Below are 25,043 nucleotides of genomic sequence, written 5' to 3'. Positions count from 1 at the left end.
GGCCAAATCTCAAAAGGCTGCTGTTTGCGCGACATTTATGGGAGTTCCTGAGTCTTTTCCTCCAGACCAAGAGACCATCGCTGGTGAACTGCTGATCTCGCTCATCAACGACATGGAACTGCTGTTGGCGTTTGAGCAGAGTCAGCGGGTGGCCCATTTCCAGCCCGAACTTGGAGAAAAACTCACGCGCTTTCTGGTCGGTGAGTACCGCCAGCGGCTTGAACGGCTGGCGCGGCTGGTGGAAGACAAGGACTTTTTGCGCCTTCTGTTGCTGGAGCTGGGGGCCATGGAGCGCCCTGACCTCCAGGACTACCTGCGCAGCGTCTTTGGCTACCGGCATGAGTTGCAGGAGCAGCTTCAGATTCGTGGCGTGACGGAATCGGATGCCATCCTCAAGGAGTATGTCTCCGGCAAGTACCGGCGCATCACCCAGGAGTTGCCGCCGGTCAACTTTGACCAGAACGCCTATGCCGCGCCCGAAATCGCGGCTGAGGCGGACATTTACCGCCGCCGGACGCGGCAGTTGGCTGAACTGCTCAAGCAGCAGCAGCAGATCGTACAGACAACAGCAGAAACAGCCGCCGCCATGCTGAGTCTGTTCGTGAACTATCTCAACGACCGGGTCAACCAGCTTCCGCCGGAGGACAAAGCCGCCCGGCATACGGCGCTTCAGATTGCTTTTGGGGAACTGGAAGCCCCGATCCTGCAGATGGCGCGGAAACTCAAGGCCATCGAGCAGTCGTCGGGCAAGCCATGTGGCTATGCCGAGGTCATGGATCTCATTTCAAAACTGTTTGCCCGTTCCTGAGCTGCCATGTCCTCGCCTGCCCCCCTGCCACCTCACAGACAACTCCAGCACGTTCCGATCCGACCTGACAAACTCGTTGGCATAGCGGAGAAGAGTGCCCTTTTTGTGCTTCAGGTTGTATTGGGTTTTCTGGGGACGGTCGGTTATTACGCGGGTGTCCTTTGTCTCATGGCACTGACCATGCTGAGATCTCTCGGCCCCGGATCAGACGGAAACAGTTTAGAGCTGATTTTCTATGGTGCTGGTGGACTGGGGATTGTTGTCATTTTCTTCCTTACCCTGTATTTTCGCTGGTGGGGCGTGTTAGCTGAAGCCCTGCTGGCGTTTTCAATGCCTTCTCTGATGGTTGGCGGGTTTCTGGCGCTTTTCTCGCTAGGGTTTGGGGTTTGGTGACTTTCGGTTCGACATGGCTTCGGAGCGCACGTTTCGCCTTGCTGGAAGCAGGATGCCTGGTGTTATGCCGGGCGTACTTTGGTGAGCAGATCAGGCTGCCTTCAAAAAAACTTTTTGCTGACGCCTGAAAGATTACAACATGTCTGTGCCTCCACCTCTGCCGGCCTATGGAGCTCCGCCTCCCTACGGCCGTATGCCGCCAGCTCCCGGAGGGGGAGGGCCGAACCTGCGCTTCCTCATCCAGCTTGTGCTTGGCTTTCTGGGGACGCTGGCCTACGGCACACTTATTTTCTTTTCCGTGTTGTTCACAGCCCTGAGTTACGTGCCGCGAATCATCACCGAACTCATTTTTTTTGGCGGGGCGGGCTTGGGCGTGGCCATTATCCTCTTCGTAACCTTGTATTTTCGCTGGTGGGGCGTGTTGGCCGGGGCTGCGCTGGCGTTTCTGGTGCCTGTCCTGCTCGTCGGCGCTTGCGCCCTTCTGGTCGCCGGCACCAGTATCTTTGGCGCTGTTGGGGGCTATTGACCGCGTTTGGAGGAAGGACTCCCGGATGGGACTGACAATCGGTGACTTTCGCTTCGACATCATTTCGGATGGCACATTCCGCCTGGATGGTGGTGCCATGTTTGGCGTCGTGCCGCGTGTGCTCTGGGAAAAGGTCATGCCGCCCGATGACCGGCACCGGATTGTGCTGGGGCTGAACACGCTGCTGGTACGGACGCCCCACGATACCATTCTGGTGGATACCGGTATTGGCTCGAACTGGCAGGCCAAGCACATCGAAATGTACGGGATTGCCCACGAAACAACCGTTCCGGACTCGCTGGCGGCGTTGGGCCTTGCGCCGCAGGACATCACCTTGGTCATCAACACGCACCTGCATTTTGACCATGCCGGGGGCAATACCTGTCGCGCTGCGGATGGGCAGCTTTGTCCCACCTTCCCCCGCGCGCGGTACGTCGTGCAGCGTGCCGAATATGAGCATGCGCGCAACCCGCACGAACGCGACCGGGCCAGTTACCGTCCAGAGGACTGGGAGCCGATTGCCGCTGCCGGGAAGTTCATTTTCATCGAGGGCGAAGCCGAGGTGTCACCGGGCGTATGGGTCATTCCGGTGCGCGGCCACAACGACTTCCTGCAGTGCGTCCGGGTCGTGGCACCGGGTGGGCAGACAGTGTTTTTCTGGGCGGACATTCTGCCCACCACGGCCCACATTCCCTTTGCTTGGGTGATGGGCTACGACCTCTACCCGGTTGAGTTGCTGGAAAACAAGAAGCGTCTTATTCCCCAGGCAGCCGCCGAAGGGTGGATCAACGTGTTTGAGCATGACCACTACTGCCCCTGGGGGTACATTGTCGCTACGGGAGACGGGAAGTACGCTGCCCGTCCACTGTGTCCGTCAGCCGTGGAAACAGACGCCGGCGAACCGGTTGACGCCGGGGCGGAGATGTCCCTTTCCGGCTGCTGAAGGTTATCTGAATCCCTGGCGCGTCTGGCGAACCGGGAACGGCGCTGAACTGCACCTGGTATCCCACCGTACGGCGGCCGTATTGTTTTTCCTGATACTCTGGCTGTCCCCGGCGAGCGCTTCGCGCCGTTGCGTGGGTTGCCTTGTGTCTGAAATCGCCTGCAAGGTTTTGTGTGATGGCTTCTCTCAAAAGCTATGCCGTCGTTGCCCTTGGGGGAGCAGGGGGCGCAGTGCTCCGGTATGTCATCAGCATTTCCGCTTTGGGAACGTGGTCGCTCCGTTTTCCCGTTCCGACATTTTTCATCAATGTCATGGGGTCTTTTCTGTTTGGGCTGGTCATGGCCTTGCTGAAAGACGCCCTTGGTATGCCCGTGTGGCTGCGGCTGGCGCTTACCACAGGCTTTCTGGGGGCTTTTACGACCTTCTCGACCTTTGAATACGAAACCGTAACGGTGTGGCGCGAGCACGGTGCGCTCTGGTCGGTTGGATATGTTGTCGCCAGTGTCCTGTGTGGGGCGATTGGGTTGCTTTTGGGGGAAGTTACCGGCCACGGACTGGTTTCCGGGTGGGCCATGTTGCGTGGTTAGGCATACAGAAAGTTTTTCTTTGGAAAACTTCAATCTGCGCTACACAAACCGTTGGCTGCCGGTTGTGCCAAACCCAAATCAGGAGAGTTTTCTGAAGTTATGTTTCGCCGTTTTCTGACATCCAGCCTGCTCGCTGGTGCGATGCTGATGCTGCCCGGAGCAACCTTTGCCGCCCTGCCCCAGACCGGAGCACAAACTGGAGCACAGGCCGAACCGCCACCGCTGGCGGCGACCGCTCCCTCCAGCAAACCTATCTGTCCGGTCATGCTGGATGAAGTTGAAGACCCTGCGGACGCGGCTTACAGCGACTATCAGGGGAAGCGGTATTACTTCTGCTGCCCGGCCTGCAAACCGAAGTTCGACAAGAACCCGCGCCGGTACATCCGCGCTTTGGAAGCCAAACAGCGCCGGATGGCTAAAGCCAAATCCTGACGGTCACGGAGTGCCACTGGTCGGGTATCCTTGCCGGCAGTCCAAGTGTCGGAGAACCGACTGTCAGGCAAGGCTTGCCCGACCGATATATTGGCGTCACTTGCCGAATGTCATTCACCCGTCGGCTCGGGTGTCGGTTGCCCTTTCTTGCCTTTGCCTTCCTTGGCAGGTGGTGCGGCTGGCGGGGCAGGCTCGTTGGGATCAACACCGACCTCAATGACACAGTTGCCAAAGATAGCCGTTGGCTGATCACCGCTTGAGCTTTTGACTTCAAGGGAGCGGGCCGTAATGGTGGTCTGGTCGTTGATGCGGCCCGAAAGCTCGATGGTGTCAGCTTCAATCCGTCCCGAAAGTTCGCCTTGGGAGAGGAGTTTGTCCACCTTGACGGTGCCGTGCACGGCACCGGTGGCGGCGACGACCAGCGCCGGTGCATGAAGTTCACCGCTGACCTTGCCGCTGACGGTGACGCCACAGGTGGACTTGAGTGTACCAGTCAGTTCACTACCTTCTTCAACGATTGTAAGTTTCTCCGCCATGACTTTCCTCAGTGTCAGGGGTTGAACGCATCATCCGCAATGACCGTGCATCAGTTGATGTTGGTTCTGTTGGAAACTAAGCCGTTTCGGTTTTGAGGCGCAGGACGCAGCCTGGTTCAAAGGCAAAGTGGGTATGTCCTGCGGGCTGTTTGACGGTTGCCCGGAGGCAGCCGGTGGCGCCGACGATGATGCGACGCGCCCCATCAATGCCGGGTGAGGCCTCAGACGTGAACCGCCCGTGAATCACCAGGATGCCGCTCCCGTGAACCTGGCAGCTATCCAGCAGTCCCTCGCGCCCGATGATGAGCTGTGCACCCTGACCGAGTGTGATATTGCACTTCAAAAACCGTCCATCCACTTCAACGATGGAATCAGCATCAAATTCGAGCGAGGCATCCCGCAGTACGTCTCCGTGACCGAAGTAGCGGCGATTGGTTGGGATGGGGGCCACTGCCACGGCGACGGCCTGAGGAGAGGCGGTGCCACCATCTGTCCTGCCATTGAGAAAGGCCGCCAAGGCCGAGGCTGGCACCAACTTCGAGCCATCGCCGGCCACACTGAAGTCCACTTCGTCCACTTCAGCGCCGTCCGCCACTTCAATGGAGAAGTCACTGCCGTAGAGGTGGGTGCGGCTGAATTTTGCCCCTTTGAGGCGCGCGCCCTGGAATGTGGCGTGCCGGCAGTCGGCTTCGAGCAGACTGACCTGGGAGAGGTCGGCGCCTTCGAGTACGGCGCGCTCCAACTTGGCACCGGAGAGGTCTGCCCCGGGAAGGACGGCCCGGCGCAGAACAGCATCCCGCAGGTTGGCCCCAGTCAGCAGGGCTTCCTCGAAGTTGGCTGCTTCCAGAATGGCATTCTGGAAGTCAACCGCCGTGAGGTTGGCCCCGCCCAGGTAGGCATTGCGCAGGTCAGCGTTGGCGAAGACCGCGTTTTCAAGGGTGGCCACGCCCAGTTTGGCGTCTATCAACTGGGCTGAGGGGAGGCGCGCCCCGGTCAGGTCTGCCCCTTCGAGGTTGGCCCCTTCGAGGTTGGCCCGGGATAAATCAGCGCCCCGGAGGTTCGCCCCTTCAAGGTTGGCGCTTTCCAGGTCAGCGCCCCGGAGGTTGGCGCCTTCGAGGTTGGCCCGCACGAGAAACGCATCCCGTAAGCTGGCACTGGCCAGGTTGGCGCGTCGCAAACTGGCTTCTTCCAGGTTGGCCCCTTCGAGGTCGGCGCGCCGCAGGTTGGCATTGTCCAGGTTGGCTTTCGCCAGGTCGAGTTCGCGCAGGTCAGCACGTTCGAGCGATTCGCCGCGCGCTACTCGTTCGATGACTTCTTCCAAGGTGAACTCAGGCATGGAGGAACCCCTTTCGCCGTTTTTTTGAATATGGTGGTTGGGGCGGGTCGCGCAGTTTGATACATCGCCTTTGCGCCCCAGCAGGTCATGCTGGATGGTGTCTGAAAATCAACATACGAACCCGGTGTCATCAAAACCGTCATGACCGCCGTTCTTCCGCTATGTAGCGCCGCAATCGCTCGATGCGCTTCTCGAACGAGAGGCGCTGAATCTCATTGGCCAGATCAACAGCACCCAACTCGGCCAGGAGAACGTTGATTTGAAGCTGTGTTTCCTGGCGCGCCTGACGGTAAAACCTTCGGTCTTCGGCCGCCGAAGGGTTGCTGGATTCTTCCGCCGTGGCAATTTCATAGGCTTCGTGGGCATCGTGGAGGTCTCGCATGAGCTGTTCCAGCCGATTGAGCAATCCCTCCTTGCCGCTCTGGACCAGTCCGCTTTCCAGTTGTTGCTGGTAAGATTTGAACTTCTCGACAATTTTTTCGGCCAGCCAGATGGGCAGCCCGGTGGCTACCGCCAAGTCTTCCTTGGCGCCCACAAGGAAGCTTTCGATAGTGATCAGCCCGGCCCGGTAGAGTTTGTCAATCGTCACCTTTCCGACTTCAGGGATTTGTTTCAGCAACGAGTTGACGATCATGCCTTCGGATTGAAGCGTGGTGTCGTCAATGACGAAGGTTGCCGGAAGCATGTCGGTCAAGGTCTGGTAGTGCTGCAGGATGCGCTCCCGCAGTTCACCACTCACCATCCCCTCCCGGGAAGCTCGCGCCTCATCAAGCAGGGTTTCAAATTCGTGAACGGCGTCGCTGACATCTTCCATCCCCATGCCCAAGGCGGATTTGCCCAGGCTGCTGATGGCCGGTTGGCACATTTCGAGCCATTCCTTGCGCGCCGCACCCGACCGCAACTCGATGATGAAGGCTTTGACCGGGCGAATGTAATTGGCGGCAATTTCGGAAAAAAGCGTCCGTACCTCGGTTTGGTCGGTGGTGACGGCCGGCTCGGTATCTTCACCAAGGCCATCCATGTCACCTTGGGCCAAGATGCGCTCGAAGGCGTCGTCAAAGCCTTCCAGGTCGTCTTCCTCATCCTCCACAAGCCGGCCGGACTGTCCATCGAGTTGGGGGTGAGATACCTCCGTCCGACCGTCCCCATCGGTGCGCACCATGGGGATGTCAAAATCTGTGTCGTCTGCCTCGGCTTCGTCCACGGCCGAGGTGGTATCCGCAATGTCCAGTCCTCGTGCACCAGAAGGGGTGACTTCCAGCCGTGTCCCGACGCCGACGACAACTTCTTCAACCACCCCGGCTGCCGATACATCCTGGGATTCCTCAACTTGGGATTCCTCAACTTGGGGCAGCGCCGTGTCGTGGGTGTCCGTGGTCAGCCCTGAAAGTGTGAAGTCTTCTTCTTCTGCGAGCGCATCGGGGAGGAGGGCGTCCGTTGTTTCTTCAGAAACCGTTGCTTTGGTGGTGGAAGCCGTGGTGGGAGCGTCTGCCCCTGGTGCCGGGGCGGGAGTTTCCAGAGCCGGATGGGGCGTCTGCGGCTGGGTCTCAAAACGCGGCTCAACCGGTGGTGGCGCTGCCTCCTTTGGCTCCAAACGGGGTGGCGGCGCGGCCGGAAGCGGTGGTGGTTCCGGTGGAACGTAAGTAGGAGACGGTGTGACGGGTGGTTCTTCTTTTTTCTTGCCAAAAAAGCGGTCGAAAAAACCCATAGTCGTACCCTTGGTCTTCCCCCTAGCGGCCAGCGCCGGCGGCCGGCGGCCCTGCGCCAGTCAGTCCCGTGACACGTCGGCGCGCTCACCGTAACCACACGCCATTGCTTCCCGGAAGCAATGGCTGGCGTTTGTGACGACAGCAAGCATGAGGCTTGTCAGTGAAGCCAGCCAGTGGATAGGTGGTTTATATACAAGTTGCCCGGCAAAAGACCATAGAAAAGTGTCGTGCGTCGCAACCTTTGATGGATTGTGGCCCAGTGGACTACGCTACGCCGTGTCATGTGAGACTTTTCTCAAGATTACTCCAAACGGACTTCCGTCTCAAAGCCGAGTTGTCCAGCCTGTGCAGAAATCGTATGGAGTGGGATGCCTGTGAAAAACACACCGGAAACTGAAATCCACGCTCTACTGGAAGACATTGCCAACCAGCTTCGGTTTCTGACCGGAAACGGAGTCTCCTTTGTCAGCGCGGGGCAGACGGCTGTCCCGCAGCCATCCGTGCCCGTATCCTCCAGTGCACCACATCCTTCAGTAGTTTCTGATACTCACGTGCCCGAGTCCTTTGGACCCGAATCCTCTGACACGGCCAAGGCAGGCGTCATCGCACCTTCGGCCTTGGAGTCTCCGGGTGCCGGGCAACCAAGTCGTGGCCACCAACCGCTTATGGACCCTTCCTTGCACCGCCAGCTTACACTGTCAAGTCACTCGAAAGCCGATGACGAAACTTTATCCAGAACCCCGGTGAACCGCAACCAGCCTGCCCACACCGCTTCCAAACCTCAACAGAACTCGTTGTTTGGGGAAGTCCCGCCGGCATCGCTGCCAGTTTCTTCAGACGTAACATTGGAAGCCATCCGCGCCGATCTGGGGGATTGTCAACGCTGCAAGCTCGCCGCCGGCCGGACCAACATCGTCTTTGGCGAAGGGGCGGCCCGGGCGCCGGTGGTCTTCGTCGGCGAAGGGCCGGGCGCGGAAGAAGATGCCACCGGGCGGCCGTTCGTCGGACGCGCCGGGCAGTTGCTCGACAAAATCATTGCCGCCATGGGCTTGCGCCGGGAGGAGGTCTATATCTGCAACGTCGTCAAGTGCCGTCCCCCGGAAAACCGGACGCCGGAACCGGATGAGGTGGCCGCCTGCGTGGGCTTTCTTCATCGCCAGTTGGCGGTCATCCGTCCCCATGTTATCGTCGCGCTGGGTGCTTCAGCCGCAAGCGCGTTGCTGGGTGATCCCAAACTGGGTGGCATTTCCAAAATTCGCGGGCGCTTCCAGGACTACCACGGCATCCCCCTCATGCCGACGTTTCACCCGGCGTATCTGTTGCGCGCGCCGGACAAAAAGCGCGAAGTGTGGGAAGACATCAAGCAGGTCATGGCCCTGCTCCGCGAGCGCCAGACAGACGCCCACTAGGCAGCGCGCGTGCTTATCGGGAGGCAGGCATGGCTTGGTTGATGTTTGCAGGGCATCTCCTGCTGGCGGCGCTCTGCGGCGCAGCCGTCGGGCTGGAACGCCAGTGGCGGCAACGACAGGCCGGGTTGCGTACGAATGCTCTCGTGGCCATTGGCGCGGCGGCCTATGTTGCGCTGCCGGCGCTGGTGGACAAAACCGACACCAGCCCGACCCGCGTCGCCGCCCAGGTTGTTTCGGGCATTGGCTTCCTGGCCGGGGGCGTGATTTTGAAAGAGGGAGCGTCGGTGCGCGGCCTCAACACAGCCGCGACCCTGTGGTGTTCTTCTGCCATTGGCGTTCTGTCCGGCTCCGGGCTACCGCTGGAAGCTGTGTTGCTGACGATGTTTGTTCTGGCCGCACACCTGACGCTGCGGCCGCTGGCGCGGCTCATCAACCGGCAACCCATTGAGGGGGCTGACCTTGAAACCCGATACCAGATTGAGCTGACGTGTGGCGACTCCCAAGAGGCCACCATCCGACCGCTGCTCGTCCAGGAGATTGCCCGCAGTCAGTTCAAGTTGCAGTCACTGCGGAGTGTGGACTTACTGGGTTCGGACAAGGTTCGCCTCGAAGCGACCTTCAGCGGCGACGGCAATACGGCCAGTGAAGCCCGCCGCCTCGAAGACATTACGGCCCGCCTGGCGATGGAACCTTCCGTTACAGCCATTGGGTGGGAAATGCTTGTGGATGATGAATCCACACCGACGCTCGAATCGCGCCGCGTGACAAGTGATGAAGGGTGACGCCAGCCATGGAACAACTCTCGACGAGCAGCCGTCTGACGCGGCTTGACAACCTCCACCTGACCGGGGAGCACCGGCCGGTGTCTGACCCCCTGGCCGACCTCCGGCGGGCGGCCACCCTGCGCATCCACAACGGTGTCGGGTTGCGCCCTGTGCCGGAGGAACTCACCGAAACTGTCCTGCGTGAATGCTGGCAGATGCGCCGGCAACGGGCCTTCTGGCTGGATTTGACCGCGCCAACCCCGGCGGCCCTTCAGGCGGTGGCAACGCTGTTTGGTTTTCACCCGCTGACGGTCGAAGACGCCCTCAGTCCAGAACATCGCCCGAAGATTGATGAGCATGAAGACTACCTGTTCATGATGTTCCAGAGCGTGGCTGGCATCAGCGATGAAACGGTGTTGCCCACGGTGGGCGTCGGGCACTGCGCCACCAATCGCCTGGCGGTCTATCTCGGCGTCGGCTTTCTGGTCACGGTTCATGACCGTGGCTTTGCGCCCGTAGAAGAAGTGGCCGAGATTGTGGATGCACGTGATACCACCATGGACCAGCACCTTGACCTGGTGCTGCATGCCATTGTGGACCGCATGATCGATCAGGTGTTTCCCGTGCTGTCCGGGGTCGAAGACCGGATTCAGGAAATCGAGGCTCATATCTTCACAGAGCAGGATCAGGATGTTCTGCCCACTGTCCTCAAAACCAAGCGGGAACTGATGACCCTGCGGCGGCTGATGGGGCTTCAGCGCGAAATGCTGCTCCGGCTCAGCCGGCGGGAGGACCTGCCCTGCATTGAAGCCAAGACGGCCATTTACTTCCGGGATGTGTACGACCACGCCGTCCGGCTCGAAGAAACCTGTGTCATGCTCATCGAACTGGCGACGAACGTCGCCGAAGCGCACCTGGCTGTGGCTTCCCGGCGCACCAACGAGGTGATGAAGTTTCTCACGATTTTTTCGACCATCTGGATGCCACTGACCTTTATCGTCGGTGTGTATGGGATGAACTTCGACTATATGCCTGAACTCAAGGTGTGGTGGTTTTACCCGTTTCTCTGGGTGGTCATGATTGGCATCGTCGGCGGGATGCTCATGTTTTTCCGGCGCAAGAAATGGCTCTGACCGCTTGTTCCCATGCCCAAACGCACTGATCTCCGCAAGATTCTCGTCATTGGTTCCGGCCCGATTGTCATCGGCCAGGCCTGTGAATTCGACTATTCCGGGACCCAGGCCTGCAAGGCGCTCCGCGCCGAAGGTTATGAGGTGGTGCTCATCAACTCCAACCCGGCCACCATCATGACCGACCCGGAGATGGCCGACGGCACCTACATCGAACCCCTCACGCTGGAAGCCGTCACCGCCGTCCTGGAGCGCGAGCGCCCGGACGCGCTGCTGCCGACCGTCGGCGGTCAGACGGCGCTCAATCTGGCCATGCAGCTTGCGCAGACCGGCGTTCTCGACCGCCTTGGAGTACAGCTTATCGGGGCCAACATTGCCGCCATCGAGCTGGCCGAATCCCGGCGGCAGTTCAAAGCCGCCATGGAAGACATTGGCCTCGAAATGACCAAGGCCATGTTCGTGACGCCGGAAACCAACCTGGAAGAAGTCCGGGCGGCGATTGGCTATCCGGCTATCGTACGTCCGAGCTTCACGCTGGGCGGGGCCGGCGGCGGCATTGCCTACAACGACGAGGAGTTTTACCAGATTGTCGAGCGGGGCCTGGCGTTGAGTCCGGTTCACGAAGTGGTCGTCGAGGAGTCCGTCCTGGGCTGGAAAGAGTACGAACTCGAAGTCATGCGCGACGCTGCCGACAACATCGTGATCGTGTGTTCGATTGAGAATTTCGATCCGATGGGCGTTCACACCGGCGACTCGATTACCGTCGCGCCGGCGCAAACCCTGACCGACCGCGAATACCAGACCCTGCGCGATGCCAGCCTGAAAATCATCCGCCGCATCGGGGTGGAAACCGGCGGCTCCAACATCCAGTTTGCCGTCAATCCCAAAGACGGGCGGGTGCGGGTCATTGAGATGAACCCACGGGTATCCCGTTCCTCGGCGTTGGCCTCGAAGGCCACGGGCTTTCCCATTGCCAAGATTGCCGCCAAGCTCGCCGTCGGCTACACCCTGGACGAAATTCCCAACGACATCACCCGCAAAACACCGGCCAGCTTTGAGCCGACGCTCGATTACGTCGTCGTCAAGATTCCGAAGTGGGCTTTTGAGAAGTTCCAGGCGGCCGAGCCGGTCCTGGGAACGCAGATGAAATCCGTAGGGGAAGCCATGGCCATCGGCCGCACCTTCAAGGAAGCCTTCATGAAGGCGCTGCGGTCGTTGGAAGCCAGCGCGGCGCGGGTGCCGACCTACACCAATGACGACGACCTGCGGCGGCATCTCATCACGCCCAACCCCGAGCGGGTGCGCTACCTGCAAATGGCGCTCGAACGCGGCTGGAGTTGTACCGAACTGCACGAACTCACCGCCATTGACCCGTGGTTTCTACACCAGCTCAAGGAAATTGCCGATGCCCAGAACGCCCTGCGGGGGCGGACACTCGAAGACATCCCCGATGCCGAACTGCGGCACGTCAAACGGCTGGGGTTTTCAGATCGCCGGGTGGCGCGCACGATTGGCTGTAGCGAGGCGGACGTGCGCGCCCGGCGCCTGCGCAGCGGTATTCGTCCGGTCTTCAAGCGCATTGACACCTGCGCTGCCGAGTTTGCCTCACACACGCCCTATCTTTACTCGACTTACGAGGAAGAGTGCGAAGCCGAGCCTACCAGCCGCCGCAAGATCGTCATTCTGGGCAGCGGCCCGAACCGGATCGGGCAGGGCATCGAGTTCGACTACTGCTGCTGTCACGCCAGTTTCGCATTGCAGGAAGCCGGCTACGAAACCATCATGGTCAACTGCAACCCGGAAACGGTTTCAACCGACTACGACACTTCCGACCGGCTGTACTTCGAGCCTGTCACCTTCGAGGATGTCATGCACATCATCGAACGGGAGCAGCCGGACGGTGTCATCGTGCAGTTTGGCGGACAGACGCCGCTCAACCTGGCCTATGGCCTGCGGCAGGCCGGCGTGCCGATCATCGGCACTTCACCCGAAAGCATTGACCTGGCCGAAGACCGCGAACGGTTCGGCCGCCTGCTGCGGGAGTTGGAAATTCCACAGCCGCCGTCGGGAATGGCGGCCACGGTGGATGAAGCCTGCGCCGTGGCACGCCAGGTTGGCTATCCGGTGCTGGTGCGTCCCAGTTACGTGCTGGGCGGACGGGCGATGATGATTGCCTACGACGAACCCAGCCTGGCCGCCTATGTGGCGGAAGCCATGGGCGCTTCGCCGGGACGCGCCGTGCTCATTGACCACTTTCTGGAATCGGCCGTGGAAGTGGATGTGGATGCGCTCTCCGATGGCGAAGACGTATGTATTGCCGGCATTCAGGAGCACATCGAGGAAGCCGGCGTTCACTCCGGCGACAGCTCCAGTGTGCTGCCGACCTATCTGATTGAGCCGTGGCATCTCGATGTCATGCGGCAGTACACCCGGCAGTTGGCCCGCGCCCTGCGGGTCGTGGGGCTGATGAACATCCAGTTTGCCGTCAAGGACGACATCGTGTATGTCCTGGAAGTCAACCCCCGCGCTTCGCGGACGGTGCCCTTTGTGAGCAAGGCCACCGGCGTGCCGATTGCCAAAATTGCTGCCTGGCTGATGATTGGCCGCCGTCTGGCGGATTTCAACCTGCCGCCGATGCTCTCCGTCGGGCGCTTCTTCATCAAGGCGCCGGTGTTTCCGTTCATCAAGTTTCCCGGTGTGGACCCGGTGCTGGGGCCCGAAATGCGCTCGATTGGCGAAGTGATGGGCGTGGCGGACAGCTTCGGAATGGCCTACTGGAAGGCGCAACTTGGCGCTGGCGTGCCGCTGCCGCGCACGGGAACGGCCTTTCTCAGTGTCAACAACCGCGACAAACCGGCTGCCCTGAAAGTGGCCCAGCGGCTGCACCGGTTGGGCTTCAAGCTCGTGGCGACCCGTGGCACGCAGGAAATGCTGGCGGCAGCCGGTCTGCCGGTTGAACCCGTCTTCAAAGTCAACGAAGGCCGCCCGAATATCGTGGACCTCATCCGCAGCCGGCGCATAGACCTCATCGTGAACACCCCGCTGGGCAAGGCGTCACACTTTGACGAAAAGGCCATCCGGTCGGCGGCTATCCAGTACAACGTCCCCTGTATTACCACCATTACGGGTGCCATTGCCGTCACCAGCGCCATCCATGCCCTGCAACATGACCAGTTCAGCGTAGGGCGGTTGCAGGACTACCACGCCGGGAAACCCAGCCTGACCTACCCGGCGCAGGCGGCTTCGGCTTCGTGAGGGCGGCGCACCATGAGGTGGAAAGTGTACGGAATGCAAAAACTTGTGACTTGCCGGAGGCTTGACACCGGACGGCTTCCGTCCGTAAAAGTGCCGTTGTCGGCGGTGTCTCTGAACGAAACCCGTCGCGGGCTGCTGATTTCCCCGGTTTTGTTCCGCCGTCCGTGAACTTCTTTCTTCTCATTCTGGTAGAGCTTCAGGAAAGTACCCTGCTTGTCTGGCGCGCCCTGCGGCATCCGTTCCGGCGTCCGCGCTACTGGCGTGAGACCGTGGCCCAGATGGACTCGATTGGGTTCGGGACGCTGCCCATCGTGTTGCTGGCCGGGTTTTTCATCGGGGCCGTGCTGGCCTTACAAACCGCTGGCACACTGCGCTCCTTTGGGGCGCAGAATTACACCGGGCGGCTGGTGGCCACGTCGCTGTTGCGGGAACTGGGACCCGTCCTGACCTGCATTCTGCTGGCCGGGCGCGCCGGTTCGGGCATTGCCGCCGAGCTGGGGGCGATGTGTGTCAGCGAGCAGGTTGATGCCATGCGCGCCCTGGGGACAGACCCATTCCGCAAACTGGTGCGCCCGCGCCTGCTGGCGCTCATCACCATGGCGCCGGTGCTGACGATTTTTGCCAATGTCATCGGCACCATCGGCGGACTGATTGTTGCCATCACCCTGTTGCAAATCCCCTCGTCAGTGTATCTGTCGTCGGCGCGTGAGGCGCTCAACTACGACGACATTCTGGGGACGTTCCTCAAAACCGGTGTGTTTGGTCTGATTGTGGCCGTGGTGGGCTGCCGGTGTGGGCTGCGGACGCGCGGAGGGACGGTCGGCGTCGGGCAGTCCACGACAACCTCAGTGGTTGTCTCCATCGTGCTGATTCTGGTGTCGGATTTCTTCCTCACCCGACTGATTTTGACGCTAAGCGGGACGGCGTAAGCGCCCAAGTGGCGGCCGTCCTGTGGGAGAACGATGAGCGAATACGCCATCGAGTTCCGGGATGTTCACCTGGCGTTTGGCGAGCAGAAGGTGCTCGACGGCGTGAGTTTTGGCGTGCATCCGGGCGAAACCAAGATTCTCATGGGAGGGTCCGGGACGGGCAAATCCACCGTACTCAAGCTCGTCCTGGGGCTGCTCAAGCCGGACAGCGGCCGCATCTTCGTGGACAACGAAGACATCACGGACTTCAGCGAATCACAGTTGACGGTGATGCGCCAGAAGATTGGCATGGTGTTTCAGGAAGGGGCGCTGTTTGACAGCCTTTCGGTGTACGAAAATGTCGGCTACCGCCTGTTTGAACAGGGCGCCGATGAGGAGGAAATCGAGGAAACCGTGCGGCGGATGCTGCGTTTTGTCAACCTCGAACACGCCATCAACAAGATGCCCTCCGAGCTTTCCGGCGGGATGCGCCGCCGGGTCGGGATTGCCCGCGCTCTGGTGGGCAATCCCAAAATCATCCTCTACGATGAACCGACAGCCGGACTCGATCCGCCCACGGCCCGCACGATCTGCGAGTTGGCTATCAAGCTGCGGGACCTGGAAGGCGTCAGTTCACTGTTTGTCACCCACCGGATTCAGGATGCTGTAGTGTTGGCTGACCACCACGCCACCATTGGCGATGATGGCGAAGTTGTCATTGTGAAAAACCCGCGTGGGCAGATAGAAAGTTCCACGAATTTCATCATGTTGCACCACGGAAAGGTGCTGCTGGAGGGGAATGCCGACACCTTCTGGAATTCACCGGACCCCTACATTCGGACCTTTCTGGAGCTGGACTGAACCGGGACAAGACGCAGGACTGGTGTATGGCGAAAAAGAAGCTCTCCATTCTTGATTTGCGGGTGGGGCTGATGACCCTGGTGGCCATCGGCGTACTCATTGCCACCATTCTGACGATTAGCGGCGACCTCAATCCCTTCCGGCGGGAACTCATCGTCCGCACCCGACTCGCCAACGTGGATGGTCTGCGTCCGGGGGCGGAAGTGCGGTTGGCCGGCGTCAAGGTGGGCAAGGTACAGCGGATTGTGCTGCTGCCGGTTCCCCAGGATCAGAATGCCGCCCAGACCGTGGAGCTGGAACTTGCGCTCGATCCGGTCATTGACGGCAAGCCGGCCGGAGAGCGCGTCCGGCAGGATTCGCAGGTCATTCTGGGTTCGGTCGGTCTGTTGGGCGACAAGGTGGTGGACATCACCCCAGGCACACTGGCTGCGGCTCCCGTCAAGGATGGCGATCTGATTGGTGGGGCTTCCGAGACGACCATCCGCCAGATCATTTCCGGTGCCGATGACATTCTGGCCAACTTCACAACCCTTTCGGATTCGCTCAAGCAGATTGCCGACAAGATCAATCGCGGCCAGGGAACGGTGGGACGACTCGTTTCCGACGCGGAGCTGTATGACAACCTGACGCGCACCGTAGCCGAGGCGTCCCGTCTGGTGCAGGAAGTGCGGACGGGACAGGGCACGGCTGCCAGACTCATCAATGACCCCCGCCTGTATGACGATCTTGACGCTTCGGTGCGGCGCGTCGAAAAGCTGCTGGCGGACATCAGCGACGGACGCGGCACCCTTGGCAAGCTGGCCACGGATGACCGGGCCTACCAGGAAGTGCTGTCCGTGCTGGAGCGGCTGGACCGGACCTCGGCCAAGCTCGAAGACGCCATGACCCGCCTGGAGCGGGGGGAAGGCACGGCCGGGCGTTTGCTCCGCGACGACAAACTCTACTGCGAAGCTGAGCAGACACTGGTCAGCCTCAACAACGTTCTCGCCGGACTGGAGCGCGGCGATGGTTCAGCCGGAAAGCTGCTGCGCGATCCGCAACTTTACGATAACCTGACGGCAACCTCTGCCCAGGCCAACCAGTTGCTGATAGACTTTCGCCAGGACCCGAAAAAGTACCTCACCATTCGTCTCAAGCTGTTTTGACACCCGTTGTGAGCCTGCGCTTGCCGGTCACCTGACCGGCAAGCGTCGCTTGGTTTCCGGCGCGCCCGGCGCCCCTGGTGACTGGCCATGAATCTGCCCAACACCCTGACGGTTTCGCGCATTTTCATCGTCCCCCTCATGGTGGTCGTGCTGATGACGAGCGTCTCGGAGTCCGTCTTTGGGTTGCCCCGTCAGTTGATTGCCGTGACGCTCTTTCTGGGCGCATCGCTGACGGACCTGCTCGACGGCTACCTGGCGCGGCGCCGGGGACAGGTCACGACCCTGGGAACGCTGCTCGACCCCATTGCCGACAAGCTGCTCATTTCTGCGGCCCTGATCTCGCTCGTCGAAAACAAGCTCGCGCCAGGCTGGGCCGTAGTCATCATCATCGGCCGGGAGTTTGCCGTCTCCGGTCTGCGCAGCATTGCCGCCCAGCAGGGCGTGACGATTGCCGCCTCCAAAATGGCCAAGTTCAAGATGCTCTCCCAGGTCGTGGCCATCACCTGCCTGATGCTGGGCAGCCACGAGGGGCGGCCGCCGCTGCCGGTGGGTACTTCGTCCGTGACGGCCGTGCAGCAGGCGTTCCGCGCCCTGTGGCAGGGAGCCTTCGGCGTCGAAGCCCTGCGGATCATTGCCTACGGCGCCGGCAGGCTCATGCTGTGGATCGTGGTGATTTCGGCGCTGTGGTCTATGTGGAACTACTTCAAGGACTTCTACGTTGCCGTCCGCGACCGGATTGAAACCGCGCCGCGCATCCCCCTGCGGGAACGCTGGCGGGTGCGCCCACGCATCCGCTGGCGGCGTCCGCTGTTTGCCCGGGTGCGGGCGCGGAAAACGACGCCTGATCTGCCTGAAGCGCCCTAAGCCGGCCGCCCTGATTGCACCATGCTGCCCAGCCCCGTGCCGCCGCTGATGGCGACCGACTTTCTCCCGCTGCCGCGCTTCCGTTCCGGCAAGGTACGCGAAGTCTATGACCTCGGGGAGACGCTGCTCATCGTCGCCACCGACCGTATCTCGGCTTTTGACTGTGTGCTGCCGACTCCCATCCCGGACAAGGGAAGGATTCTGACGGCGCTTTCGGCCTTCTGGTTCAACCGCCTGGGCAACTTCGTGCCGCATCACATGCTGTCCTGTGCGCCGGAGGACTTTCCGGCCGCCGTCCGGCCCTACCGCGACCAACTCGCCGGGCGCACAATGCTCGTCCGCAAGACCACGCCGCTGCCGGTCGAGTGTGTGGCCCGAGGCTATCTGGCCGGCTCCGGCTGGAAGGATTACCAGCGTACCGGTCAGGTCTGCGGACATCCCCTGCCGCCGGGTCTTCGGGAGGCCGACCCCCTGCCCGAACCGCTGTTCACGCCGGCGACCAAAGCGGCGACCGGCCACGATGAAAACATCTCGCTGGTGCAGATGGCTGACCGGATTGGGTCGGAACTCGCCCGCCGGCTGGCGGAACTGACGCTGGCGCTCTACACGGCAGCCGCGGCCTATGCGCGCACCCGTGGACTGATTTTGTGCGACACCAAGTTTGAGTTCGGGCTGGACGGCGACGGGCAACTCGTCTGGATTGACGAAGCCCTGACGCCCGACTCTTCGCGCTACTGGGATGCGGCCGCTTATGCGCCAGGGAGCAGTCCGGCTTCGTTTGACAAGCAGTTCGTCCGGGACTACCTCGAAACGCTTGACTGGAACAAGCAGCCGCCCGCACCGGCGCTGCCGGATGCTATTATCGAGGCGACCCGCCAACGCTACTGGGAGGCCTACCGCCGGCTGGTTGGAGAACCACAAGGCGATCCACAACATGTCTGAAGCCCTGCCTTCACCGGAATGTTCACCGGAAGCCGCACCGCAGGCGGCCTACCGTCAACTGCTGGCGGACATCGAGCGTTTTGCCGCCGTGCTGCGCCAGCGTTTTCCAACGTCCATTACCTGCCGCCTGGGTTGTACCGGCTGCTGCCAGCAACATCTGACGGTTCTGCCCATCGAAGCTGCCGCGTTGCACGAGTATGTGTCCCGTCTGGATGCCCCAACCCGGGCGCGGCTGCGCCAGCAGGCACAAGCAGCACAGGAACAGGAAGCCGCGCCGACGCCTGCGGCGGTGCCCTGCCCGGCGCTGGTGGATGGCGCCTGTGCCGTCTATCCGGCGCGGCCGGTGCTGTGCCGCACCCACGGGTTTCCGCTGCTTTACCTGGATGAGGATGACCCAACCGACGGCATCCTCGATGTCTGTCCGCTCAACTTCACAGACGATGCAGATGCCATCACGCACTGGGATGTCTTCGACATGACGGTGGTCAACACCCGTCTGGTCGCCGCCAGTCTGGCCTTTGACCCCACTGGCAAGCGTCAGTTCATCGCCGACATCATCCTGGCAGCCACGGCGGCCGCAGCGTCTGAACCCGACGGGCAAGCGTAGCGGGCTATGCGGTGTGTTGGATGGCTTCGCGTCATGGTTGGAGTGCTGGCGGCGTGGATGCTCTGGAGTGCCGAAAGCCGCGCCCAGCAGGGGTTCGAGCCACGGATGCCCGTCAAGCGTTACTTCGACGACACCCGGACGTTGCTGCCGCCCAAAAGCACGGTGCGCATCCGCAATCCACGGGGCAACATTTCTGTCCGCATCGTCCCGCGCCCGGATGTGTTCATCACGGCAACCCGGCATGCTGCGCCGGGGCCGCCGGTGCGCGCTGAAGAAGTCATCATTGAAGAACTCCCGCAGCAGCTCAACATCACCACGGACCCGCCCGACACCACAACCGGCGTGGACCTGGAAGTGCTCGTGCCGGAGCAGACCTATCTGCGCCTGATGAGTGAAATCGGCACGTTGCGCGTGGAGGGCCTGCCGGCCGGACTCATCGCCACGGCCTACCACGGCAACATCGAGCTGTGCCTTCCACCGGAGGCGGATGCGGACGTGACCTGGACGAGCGTCCACGGCCGGGTGCGCGCCGAGGTGCCGCTTCGACAGTTCGGCACGCCGGATGACCGCGCGCTGCACGGGCAGATGGGACGTGGCGGCGCGATTCTGGTGGCTCAGGCCGACCGGGGGGATGTCGTCGCCACGGCCCTGCCGCCGGAAAACAGCGCCCGTGAGCGGCCGGTGCTGCATCGGCCGGCAACAGCTACGGTTGAGGAGCCGGTCAGTGCGGCTGAAGGCAGCGATGTCGTTCTGGAAACGACGCTGGTGGTGCTCAACGCCGTGGTGACGACGCCCAACGGAGCGCCAATTCGCGGATTACAGCTTGAGGATGTCGTCGTTCTGGAGGACGGCGAGCCACAGGACATCACCTATTTCGGTACGCTGGAAACGCCGTTCAACCTGGTGTTGCTGCTCGATCTCAGCGGCAGTACCCGTGAAAAGCTGGCCGTCATCCGCCGGGCGGCGCTGGGGTTTCTGGCCACGCTGCGGCCGGAAGACCGCATGGCGATTGTGACGTTTTCTGATACGGCGCGCCTGCTGTGCCCGTTGACCAATGACCGCCGGAAACTGCGGGAGCGCATTGATGAAATCCGCCGGCCGGAAGGCGGAACCAACTTCTATGACGCGCTGGCCGGTACGATGAACTCCGTCCTGCGTGAAGTCCGTGGCGAGCGCAATGCCGTTGTGCTCGTCACCGACGGGATGGACAACGTCCTGCCGCCGGGCGGCCCTGACTATGGCTCAGTGACCACCTACGAGGAGTTGCGCCGTCTGGCCCAGGAATGCGATGCCATGCTGCTGCCGATTTATCTCGACACCGAAGCCGAGGTGGTGGAGCGCTACGGCGCGCGCGCGCGACTGGGTTACGCTATTGCGCGCAACCAGTTGCGCGAACTCGCCGCCCTGACCGGCGGGCGGCTGTTTTACGCCAAAACCGTCGAAGACCTCGAAGATTGCTATGCGGCTGTGGCAGCCGAACTGCGCGCCGTTTATAGTTTTGGATACTATCCGAAACAGGCACAGCGGGATGGTCGCTTCCGGCGGATTCACGTCAAGGTACGGCGTGAAGGTGCGGTGGTGCGTACGCGCCAAGGGTACGTCATGCCAAAATGATCGTTGGCTTGGATAGCGTCTTCCGGGAGCGCGGGCATCCTGCCCGCACCCCTGGCTCGTACCATGGGAAAACTTCCCCAGGTGGACAGTTCAAGGTCACGCCACACCCGCAGAGAGGGGGAACATGCTGAACGATGGCCCATATTCTGGTGGTTGAAGATGAACAGGACGTGTGTGAGGTCGTTGTCGCGGCCCTGAAAGCCGAAGGGCACGACGTTACGGCGACGGGCGATGGGATTGCGGCCATCGTCCTGCTCAAAGACGCCCTCCGGGACAGGCAGCCATTTTCACTGGTCATCTGCGACATCCGGTTGCCGAGTCTGTCAGGGCTTTCAGTGTGCGACTTCGTGCGGCTTGATCCCCGGCTTGCGGGAGTGCCGTTTCTCTTTCTGAGCGGTTTGGGGGCGACTGAGCAGCGGCTGGCCGGTCTTTCGCGCGGGGCCAACGACTACCTGGCCAAACCGTTCGCGCTCGATGAACTCATCGCGCGCGTCAATTGGCTTTTGCAGAACTCTTCTTCCGGGAGCGCCGACGACACAGAGGCACCGAATCCGCTGGAACAGAAGACGCTCGATGCGTTGCTGCGGGACATTGTGCATAACGCGCGGGATGGAACGCTCCACTTCCTGCTTCAGGACGGTTCGCGCGGACAGATTGCCTTCCGCGAGGGAAAAGCCGCCGATGTGGTGGGCGATGGCGGCGTACCGCCTGAAGAGCAATTGCGGCGGCTGTTCAGCGGCCAGGCCAAGATGTTTCACTTTGCGTAAGGGACGTTCCCCAGCCGGGCCAGCGCACGATAGACCTGTTCGGCCGCCAGGACGCGCGTCATCTCGTGCGTAAAGGTGAGTTTCGACAGCGACCAGCACCAGTTGGCGCGCTGCCGGACTTCCTCGGCCACGCCCCAGTGGCCGCCGATGATGAAGGCGAGATGACGGGTGCCGCCGTCGCGCCAGCGGCGCAGTTTTTCGGCAAAGGCTTCGGAAGTAACCATTTCGCCGGCCACATCGAGCAGCACGACCTGGGCTTCGGCCGGCAGCGCCGCCAGAAGGTGCTTGCCTTCGTAGGCGCGGGACGGATCAGGTTGCGCAGCCAGAGACCCTTCCGCCGCGCGTACGATTTTGGTGCCACACGGCAGGAAACGCGCGATGCGCTGTTCGTACTCGCGCGCCAAGGCCTCCCAGTGTGGTGATTTGGTTTTGCCCACGACGAAAAAAGTCACCTGCATGGTCGTTGTTCAGAACGCTGTGTCCCGGTTTGCCTGCGGCCGGCCCGGTCGCATCGCCGTTGAAAGGCAGGGAGGCATCGGGTTTGGCCGTTCTCCGCGGCTCGCCTAAAGTCGCCTGCCATGACGCCTCGTATGCCGTTTTCCGTCAGCGTTGTCATTCCAACCTACAAGGGCAAGGCCCTTCTGGCGCGTTTTTTGCCCTCGGTGGTGAAGGCGCTGCGTACCTACACGACGGCCACGGGTGCGCCAGTGGAAATCCTCGTGGTGGATGACGGCAGCCAGGACGACACCGTGGACTGGCTGACGGCGACTGCCTTCGACTTCGTACGGGTGCTCGCCCTGCCGGTCAACCGGGGTTTTGCGCCGACGTGCAACCAGGGCTTCGCCGCCGCCCGCCACGACCTCATCTGGCTGCTCAACAACGATATTGAAGTCATGCCGGACGCACTGTTTCCGCTGGTGGAGCATTTTTCGACGCCCACGGTCTTTGCCGTGGCGTCGCGGGCGCAGCGGTTGGGAAGCGACGCCATTGACGGGGCCGGGCGGCTGGGGCGGTGTGTCCGGGGCTACTGGAAAGTGTTTGAGGGCTACGATGTCTTTCCCGACCGGATGCCCCCGGAGGCGATTCTGCCGACCTTTGCGGCAAGCGGCGGCTACAGTCTCTTTGACGCGGCCAAGCTGCGCGCACTGGGTGGCTTCGAGGAACTGCTGGCTCCGTTTTACTGGGAAGACATTGAACTGTGCTACCGCGCGTGGAAGCGGGGCTGGGAAGTCCGCTACGAGCCGCGCAGTCTGGTGTTTCACCAGTCGAGTGCCACGATCCGGTCGCGTTTCGAGGCACGTGCCATTGAGGTGACATCCGCCCGGAACCGGCTGCTGATGCACTGGATACACCTGCACGACGCGCGCTGGTGGCTGGCCCATCTGGCGATGACGGGGTTGCTGTTGCTGGCCGATGTCGTGACGCGGCGCGGCTATCGGGAGGCGTTCCGGCAGGCGTGGGCCTGCCGGCAGGCGGCCTTGCGGCGGCGGCGCGAGGAACAGGCCCACAGCCGCCGCACAGACCGGGAAGTAGCTGCCATCTTTGCCGCTGTGCGGCAGCGTCCCTACGTCAGAACCTTTCGCAAACCCGCTGAAGAAATGACGCTGCGCACTGCGTGGGCGCGGGTGTCAGGCTTCCGCACCGGGGCGGCGGATGATGAAGCGGCAGCAGGAAGCTCCTTCCGAAAGGGCGCACTGACGGATGACCTCGGCATCGAGTGACTGTGAGGCAATGAGGCAGTCGCCGTCGCAGACTTCGGGAAAGTCGCGCGCGATGAGCAGCACCGGACAGTGATGCATGACGACGACATAGCTGTCCGGCGTACCGTTTTCGACCCGTACCAGGTAGCCCATTTCCTCGAGGGCGCGCGCAAATTCCTCGACCCGCTTGCGCAGCGTTTTGCCTTGCAGCCGGGGCTTGATTTTGGCGGCCAGCGTGTCGGCGCGTCCCTGCAGAATGGATGTCACCACGTCGCGTCCGAAGCGTTGTTCGATCTGCTGGAGGATTTCGACACTCAGGACATCGTAGGCGTGCGGGAACAGTTCATCGGCGCGTTCAGTCAGGCGGTAGAGGTGAACTGGGCGGCCACGCTCGCGGCGCTTGAGGGTGGACTCCACCAGCCCATCCCGTTCAAGGGCTTCGAGGTAGCGCCGGACGTTGACGCCGGACGTGGCCAGTTCCGTCGCCAGTTCCTCGACGCTCAGGGGCGCACGGGTTTTCAGTAGAAAAACAATCTTTTCGCGCGTATCTTTTCCGCTGATGCCGCTGGTTTTCATGGCGGCATTTTGCCACAGCCGTGGCATCTGATAAACCCACTCGTCGTGGCAGCGCCCGTCTGCCAGGCGCAGTCCACCCCGGAGCTATCCTGCATGTATCAGACCAAAGGACGCATCACAAAGCAGGCCCACGTCGAAATTCCCGCCGGCACGTATGAGGAACAGCACGGACGGGAGGGGTTCTTCGGGCCGGTTTCGCATCTTTATCATCGCCATCCCCCGACCGGCTGGACGCGGATCGAGGGGGAGTGTCGTCCGCAGGCCTTTTACACCAACCGCGTCGAAACATCCGCTGACCGGCCGACGGTGCTGTTGGAAAACGCCGATGTCCGGCTTGGCGTCGCGCGGCGGCGCGGAGCGACTCCCTACTTTGAGCGCAATGCCGACGGCGACGAACTCTGGTTTGCCCACGTCGGAGGCGGCGTTCTGGAAACCGACTACGGGCAGTTGCGCTTTGGGGTTGGCGATTATCTGGTGATTCCGCGCGGCACGACCTACCGGTTTGTCGGCACTGATGAGTGCTTCTTTTTCGTGATTCAGAGCCTGGGGACGCGCCTGCGCCAGCCCGACCGGGGGCTGCTGGGGCAGTATTCGCTCTATGACGCAACGGCAATACGGACGCCCGACCTCGTGCCCGTCACGACCCAGGCGGAGGAATATGAAGTGCGCGTCCAGCGCGAAGGGAAGCTGACGCGGATTTTCTATCCCTTTCATCCGCTCGATGTCACCGGCTGGAAAGGCGATCTCTATCCGTGGGCGCTCAACATTGCCGACTTCTGTCCGGTGATGAGCCACCGCGCCCACCTGCCGCCAAGCGTTCACGTGACGCTGGTGGGTGAGGGGTTTGTGGTGTGTTCGTTTGTACCGCGTCCGCTGGAAGAGGCGCCCGGCGCGCAGCGGGTCCCGTTTTACCACCGCAACATTGACTACGACGAAGTGCTGTTTTACCACGCGGGCGACTTTTTCAGCCGCGACAACATCACGGCCGGGATGCTGACGCTGCATCCGCACGGCGTCCACCACGGGCCGCATCCGAAGGCCATCGAAAAAAGCTGGTCCAAGACGCATACCGATGAGTATGCCGTCATGGTGGACACCCGTCGTCCACTGCATGTCACGGACGCAGCCCGCGCCGTCGAGTGGCCGGAATATCATCTGTCATGGCGGTAATGGGTTGGATGGCCCTCATCCGGTCACGGAAACGTTACACAGGGCGGATAGGGTCAGCGCT

General features: G+C 61.7%; 25 protein-coding genes. 20 read left to right on the top strand and 5 right to left on the bottom strand.

Annotated features, from left to right (window positions below; genetic code table 11):
- The first annotated feature begins 37 nt into the window (after positions 1–37).
- The 6 genes from CABTHER_RS08855 (at position 38) to CABTHER_RS17450 (ending at position 3,689) form a co-directional block, all read left to right on the top strand.
- A complete protein-coding gene (locus tag CABTHER_RS08855) occupies positions 38–808 on the top strand; it encodes a hypothetical protein (RefSeq protein WP_014100289.1) in 771 nt (256 codons plus the stop codon).
- A 168-nt stretch (positions 809–976) separates the two neighbouring features.
- Positions 977–1,201, top strand: coding sequence for a hypothetical protein (locus CABTHER_RS17025; RefSeq protein ID WP_148264001.1), 225 nt, complete (start codon positions 977–979; stop codon positions 1,199–1,201).
- Positions 1,202–1,394: 193 nt separating this feature from the next.
- Entirely contained in the window at positions 1,395–1,727 is a 333-nt protein-coding gene (locus tag CABTHER_RS08845; protein WP_014100287.1) for a hypothetical protein, read from the top strand.
- Positions 1,728–1,752: 25 nt separating this feature from the next.
- The gene (locus CABTHER_RS08840) at positions 1,753–2,670 is read left to right on the top strand and encodes an MBL fold metallo-hydrolase (RefSeq protein WP_014100286.1); all 918 of its coding nucleotides are present in this window, start codon (positions 1,753–1,755) and stop codon (positions 2,668–2,670) included.
- 176 nt (positions 2,671–2,846) lie between these two features.
- Positions 2,847–3,257 carry a fluoride efflux transporter CrcB gene (gene crcB / locus CABTHER_RS08835; protein ID WP_014100285.1) on the top strand — a complete coding sequence of 137 codons (411 nt, stop codon included), beginning with the start codon at positions 2,847–2,849 and terminating at the stop codon, positions 3,255–3,257.
- A 99-nt stretch (positions 3,258–3,356) separates the two neighbouring features.
- Positions 3,357–3,689: a YHS domain-containing protein gene (locus tag CABTHER_RS17450; RefSeq protein WP_014100284.1), complete on the top strand. Its 333-nt coding sequence runs from the start codon at positions 3,357–3,359 to the stop codon at positions 3,687–3,689.
- 110 nt (positions 3,690–3,799) lie between these two features.
- On the opposite strand, the gene CABTHER_RS08825 is transcribed toward CABTHER_RS17450, so the two are convergent.
- From CABTHER_RS08825 to CABTHER_RS08815, 3 genes are all read right to left on the bottom strand, one after another.
- On the bottom strand, positions 3,800–4,225 hold the full coding sequence (locus tag CABTHER_RS08825; protein ID WP_014100283.1) for a bactofilin family protein: 426 nt from the start codon (positions 4,223–4,225) through the stop codon (positions 3,800–3,802).
- 76 nt (positions 4,226–4,301) lie between these two features.
- Entirely contained in the window at positions 4,302–5,561 is a 1,260-nt protein-coding gene (locus tag CABTHER_RS15860) for a pentapeptide repeat-containing protein (RefSeq protein ID WP_014100282.1), read from the bottom strand.
- A 139-nt stretch (positions 5,562–5,700) separates the two neighbouring features.
- Positions 5,701–7,269, bottom strand: a complete 1,569-nt coding sequence (locus tag CABTHER_RS08815) for a hypothetical protein (RefSeq protein WP_014100281.1) — start codon at positions 7,267–7,269, stop codon at positions 5,701–5,703.
- Positions 7,270–7,935: 666 nt separating this feature from the next.
- Here CABTHER_RS08815 and CABTHER_RS08810 point away from each other — a divergent pair.
- The 12 genes from CABTHER_RS08810 (at position 7,936) to CABTHER_RS15845 (ending at position 21,536) form a co-directional block, all read left to right on the top strand.
- Entirely contained in the window at positions 7,936–8,679 is a 744-nt protein-coding gene (locus CABTHER_RS08810; RefSeq protein WP_148264000.1) for a uracil-DNA glycosylase, read from the top strand.
- A 29-nt stretch (positions 8,680–8,708) separates the two neighbouring features.
- On the top strand, positions 8,709–9,461 hold the full coding sequence (locus CABTHER_RS08805; protein ID WP_049787490.1) for an MgtC/SapB family protein: 753 nt from the start codon (positions 8,709–8,711) through the stop codon (positions 9,459–9,461).
- 8 nt (positions 9,462–9,469) lie between these two features.
- Entirely contained in the window at positions 9,470–10,576 is a 1,107-nt protein-coding gene (corA, locus tag CABTHER_RS08800) for a magnesium/cobalt transporter CorA (protein ID WP_014100278.1), read from the top strand.
- 12 nt (positions 10,577–10,588) lie between these two features.
- Complete coding sequence (gene carB, locus CABTHER_RS08795; RefSeq protein ID WP_014100277.1) at positions 10,589–13,828, top strand: carbamoyl-phosphate synthase large subunit; 3,240 nt, start codon at positions 10,589–10,591, stop codon at positions 13,826–13,828.
- Positions 13,829–13,992: 164 nt separating this feature from the next.
- Positions 13,993–14,757 (top strand): MlaE family ABC transporter permease, encoded by a 765-nt coding sequence (locus tag CABTHER_RS08790; RefSeq protein ID WP_014100276.1) that lies wholly within the window; start codon positions 13,993–13,995, stop codon positions 14,755–14,757.
- A gap of 33 nt (positions 14,758–14,790) precedes the next feature.
- On the top strand, positions 14,791–15,597 hold the full coding sequence (locus CABTHER_RS08785) for an ABC transporter ATP-binding protein (RefSeq protein ID WP_014100275.1): 807 nt from the start codon (positions 14,791–14,793) through the stop codon (positions 15,595–15,597).
- A gap of 26 nt (positions 15,598–15,623) precedes the next feature.
- A complete protein-coding gene (locus CABTHER_RS08780) occupies positions 15,624–16,742 on the top strand; it encodes an MlaD family protein (protein WP_014100274.1) in 1,119 nt (372 codons plus the stop codon).
- 87 nt (positions 16,743–16,829) lie between these two features.
- Positions 16,830–17,606, top strand: coding sequence for a CDP-diacylglycerol--glycerol-3-phosphate 3-phosphatidyltransferase (gene pgsA, locus CABTHER_RS15855; RefSeq protein ID WP_014100273.1), 777 nt, complete (start codon positions 16,830–16,832; stop codon positions 17,604–17,606).
- Between the two features lie 21 nt (positions 17,607–17,627).
- A complete protein-coding gene (locus CABTHER_RS08770) occupies positions 17,628–18,548 on the top strand; it encodes a phosphoribosylaminoimidazolesuccinocarboxamide synthase (RefSeq protein ID WP_014100272.1) in 921 nt (306 codons plus the stop codon).
- Positions 18,541–19,155, top strand: a complete 615-nt coding sequence (locus tag CABTHER_RS15850; RefSeq protein WP_014100271.1) for a YkgJ family cysteine cluster protein — start codon at positions 18,541–18,543, stop codon at positions 19,153–19,155. The genes CABTHER_RS08770 and CABTHER_RS15850 overlap by 8 nt, the downstream gene beginning before the upstream one ends.
- 33 nt (positions 19,156–19,188) lie before the next feature.
- Positions 19,189–20,769 (top strand): VWA domain-containing protein, encoded by a 1,581-nt coding sequence (locus CABTHER_RS08760; RefSeq protein ID WP_014100270.1) that lies wholly within the window; start codon positions 19,189–19,191, stop codon positions 20,767–20,769.
- Positions 20,770–20,903: 134 nt separating this feature from the next.
- A complete protein-coding gene (locus CABTHER_RS15845) occupies positions 20,904–21,536 on the top strand; it encodes a response regulator transcription factor (protein WP_014100269.1) in 633 nt (210 codons plus the stop codon).
- On the opposite strand, the gene CABTHER_RS08750 is transcribed toward CABTHER_RS15845, so the two are convergent.
- Positions 21,524–21,994 (bottom strand): 23S rRNA (pseudouridine(1915)-N(3))-methyltransferase RlmH, encoded by a 471-nt coding sequence (locus CABTHER_RS08750; RefSeq protein WP_014100268.1) that lies wholly within the window; start codon positions 21,992–21,994, stop codon positions 21,524–21,526. The genes CABTHER_RS15845 and CABTHER_RS08750 overlap by 13 nt on opposite strands.
- A gap of 120 nt (positions 21,995–22,114) precedes the next feature.
- Between CABTHER_RS08750 and CABTHER_RS08745 the strand changes: the two genes are divergently transcribed.
- Positions 22,115–23,257 carry a glycosyltransferase family 2 protein gene (locus CABTHER_RS08745; RefSeq protein WP_081464811.1) on the top strand — a complete coding sequence of 381 codons (1,143 nt, stop codon included), beginning with the start codon at positions 22,115–22,117 and terminating at the stop codon, positions 23,255–23,257.
- Here the strand turns inward: CABTHER_RS08745 and CABTHER_RS08740 are convergent.
- Positions 23,165–23,812, bottom strand: a complete 648-nt coding sequence (locus CABTHER_RS08740; protein WP_187288361.1) for a helix-turn-helix transcriptional regulator — start codon at positions 23,810–23,812, stop codon at positions 23,165–23,167. The genes CABTHER_RS08745 and CABTHER_RS08740 overlap by 93 nt on opposite strands.
- A 93-nt stretch (positions 23,813–23,905) precedes the next feature.
- Between CABTHER_RS08740 and CABTHER_RS08735 the strand changes: the two genes are divergently transcribed.
- A complete protein-coding gene (locus CABTHER_RS08735; protein WP_014100264.1) occupies positions 23,906–24,982 on the top strand; it encodes a homogentisate 1,2-dioxygenase in 1,077 nt (358 codons plus the stop codon).
- Positions 24,983–25,043 lie beyond the last annotated feature (61 nt).

Source organism: Chloracidobacterium thermophilum B (assembly GCF_000226295.1).
In the GTDB taxonomy this organism is placed as follows: domain Bacteria; phylum Acidobacteriota; class Blastocatellia; order Chloracidobacteriales; family Chloracidobacteriaceae; genus Chloracidobacterium; species Chloracidobacterium thermophilum.
This window is presented reverse-complemented; position numbering and strand designations above follow the sequence as displayed.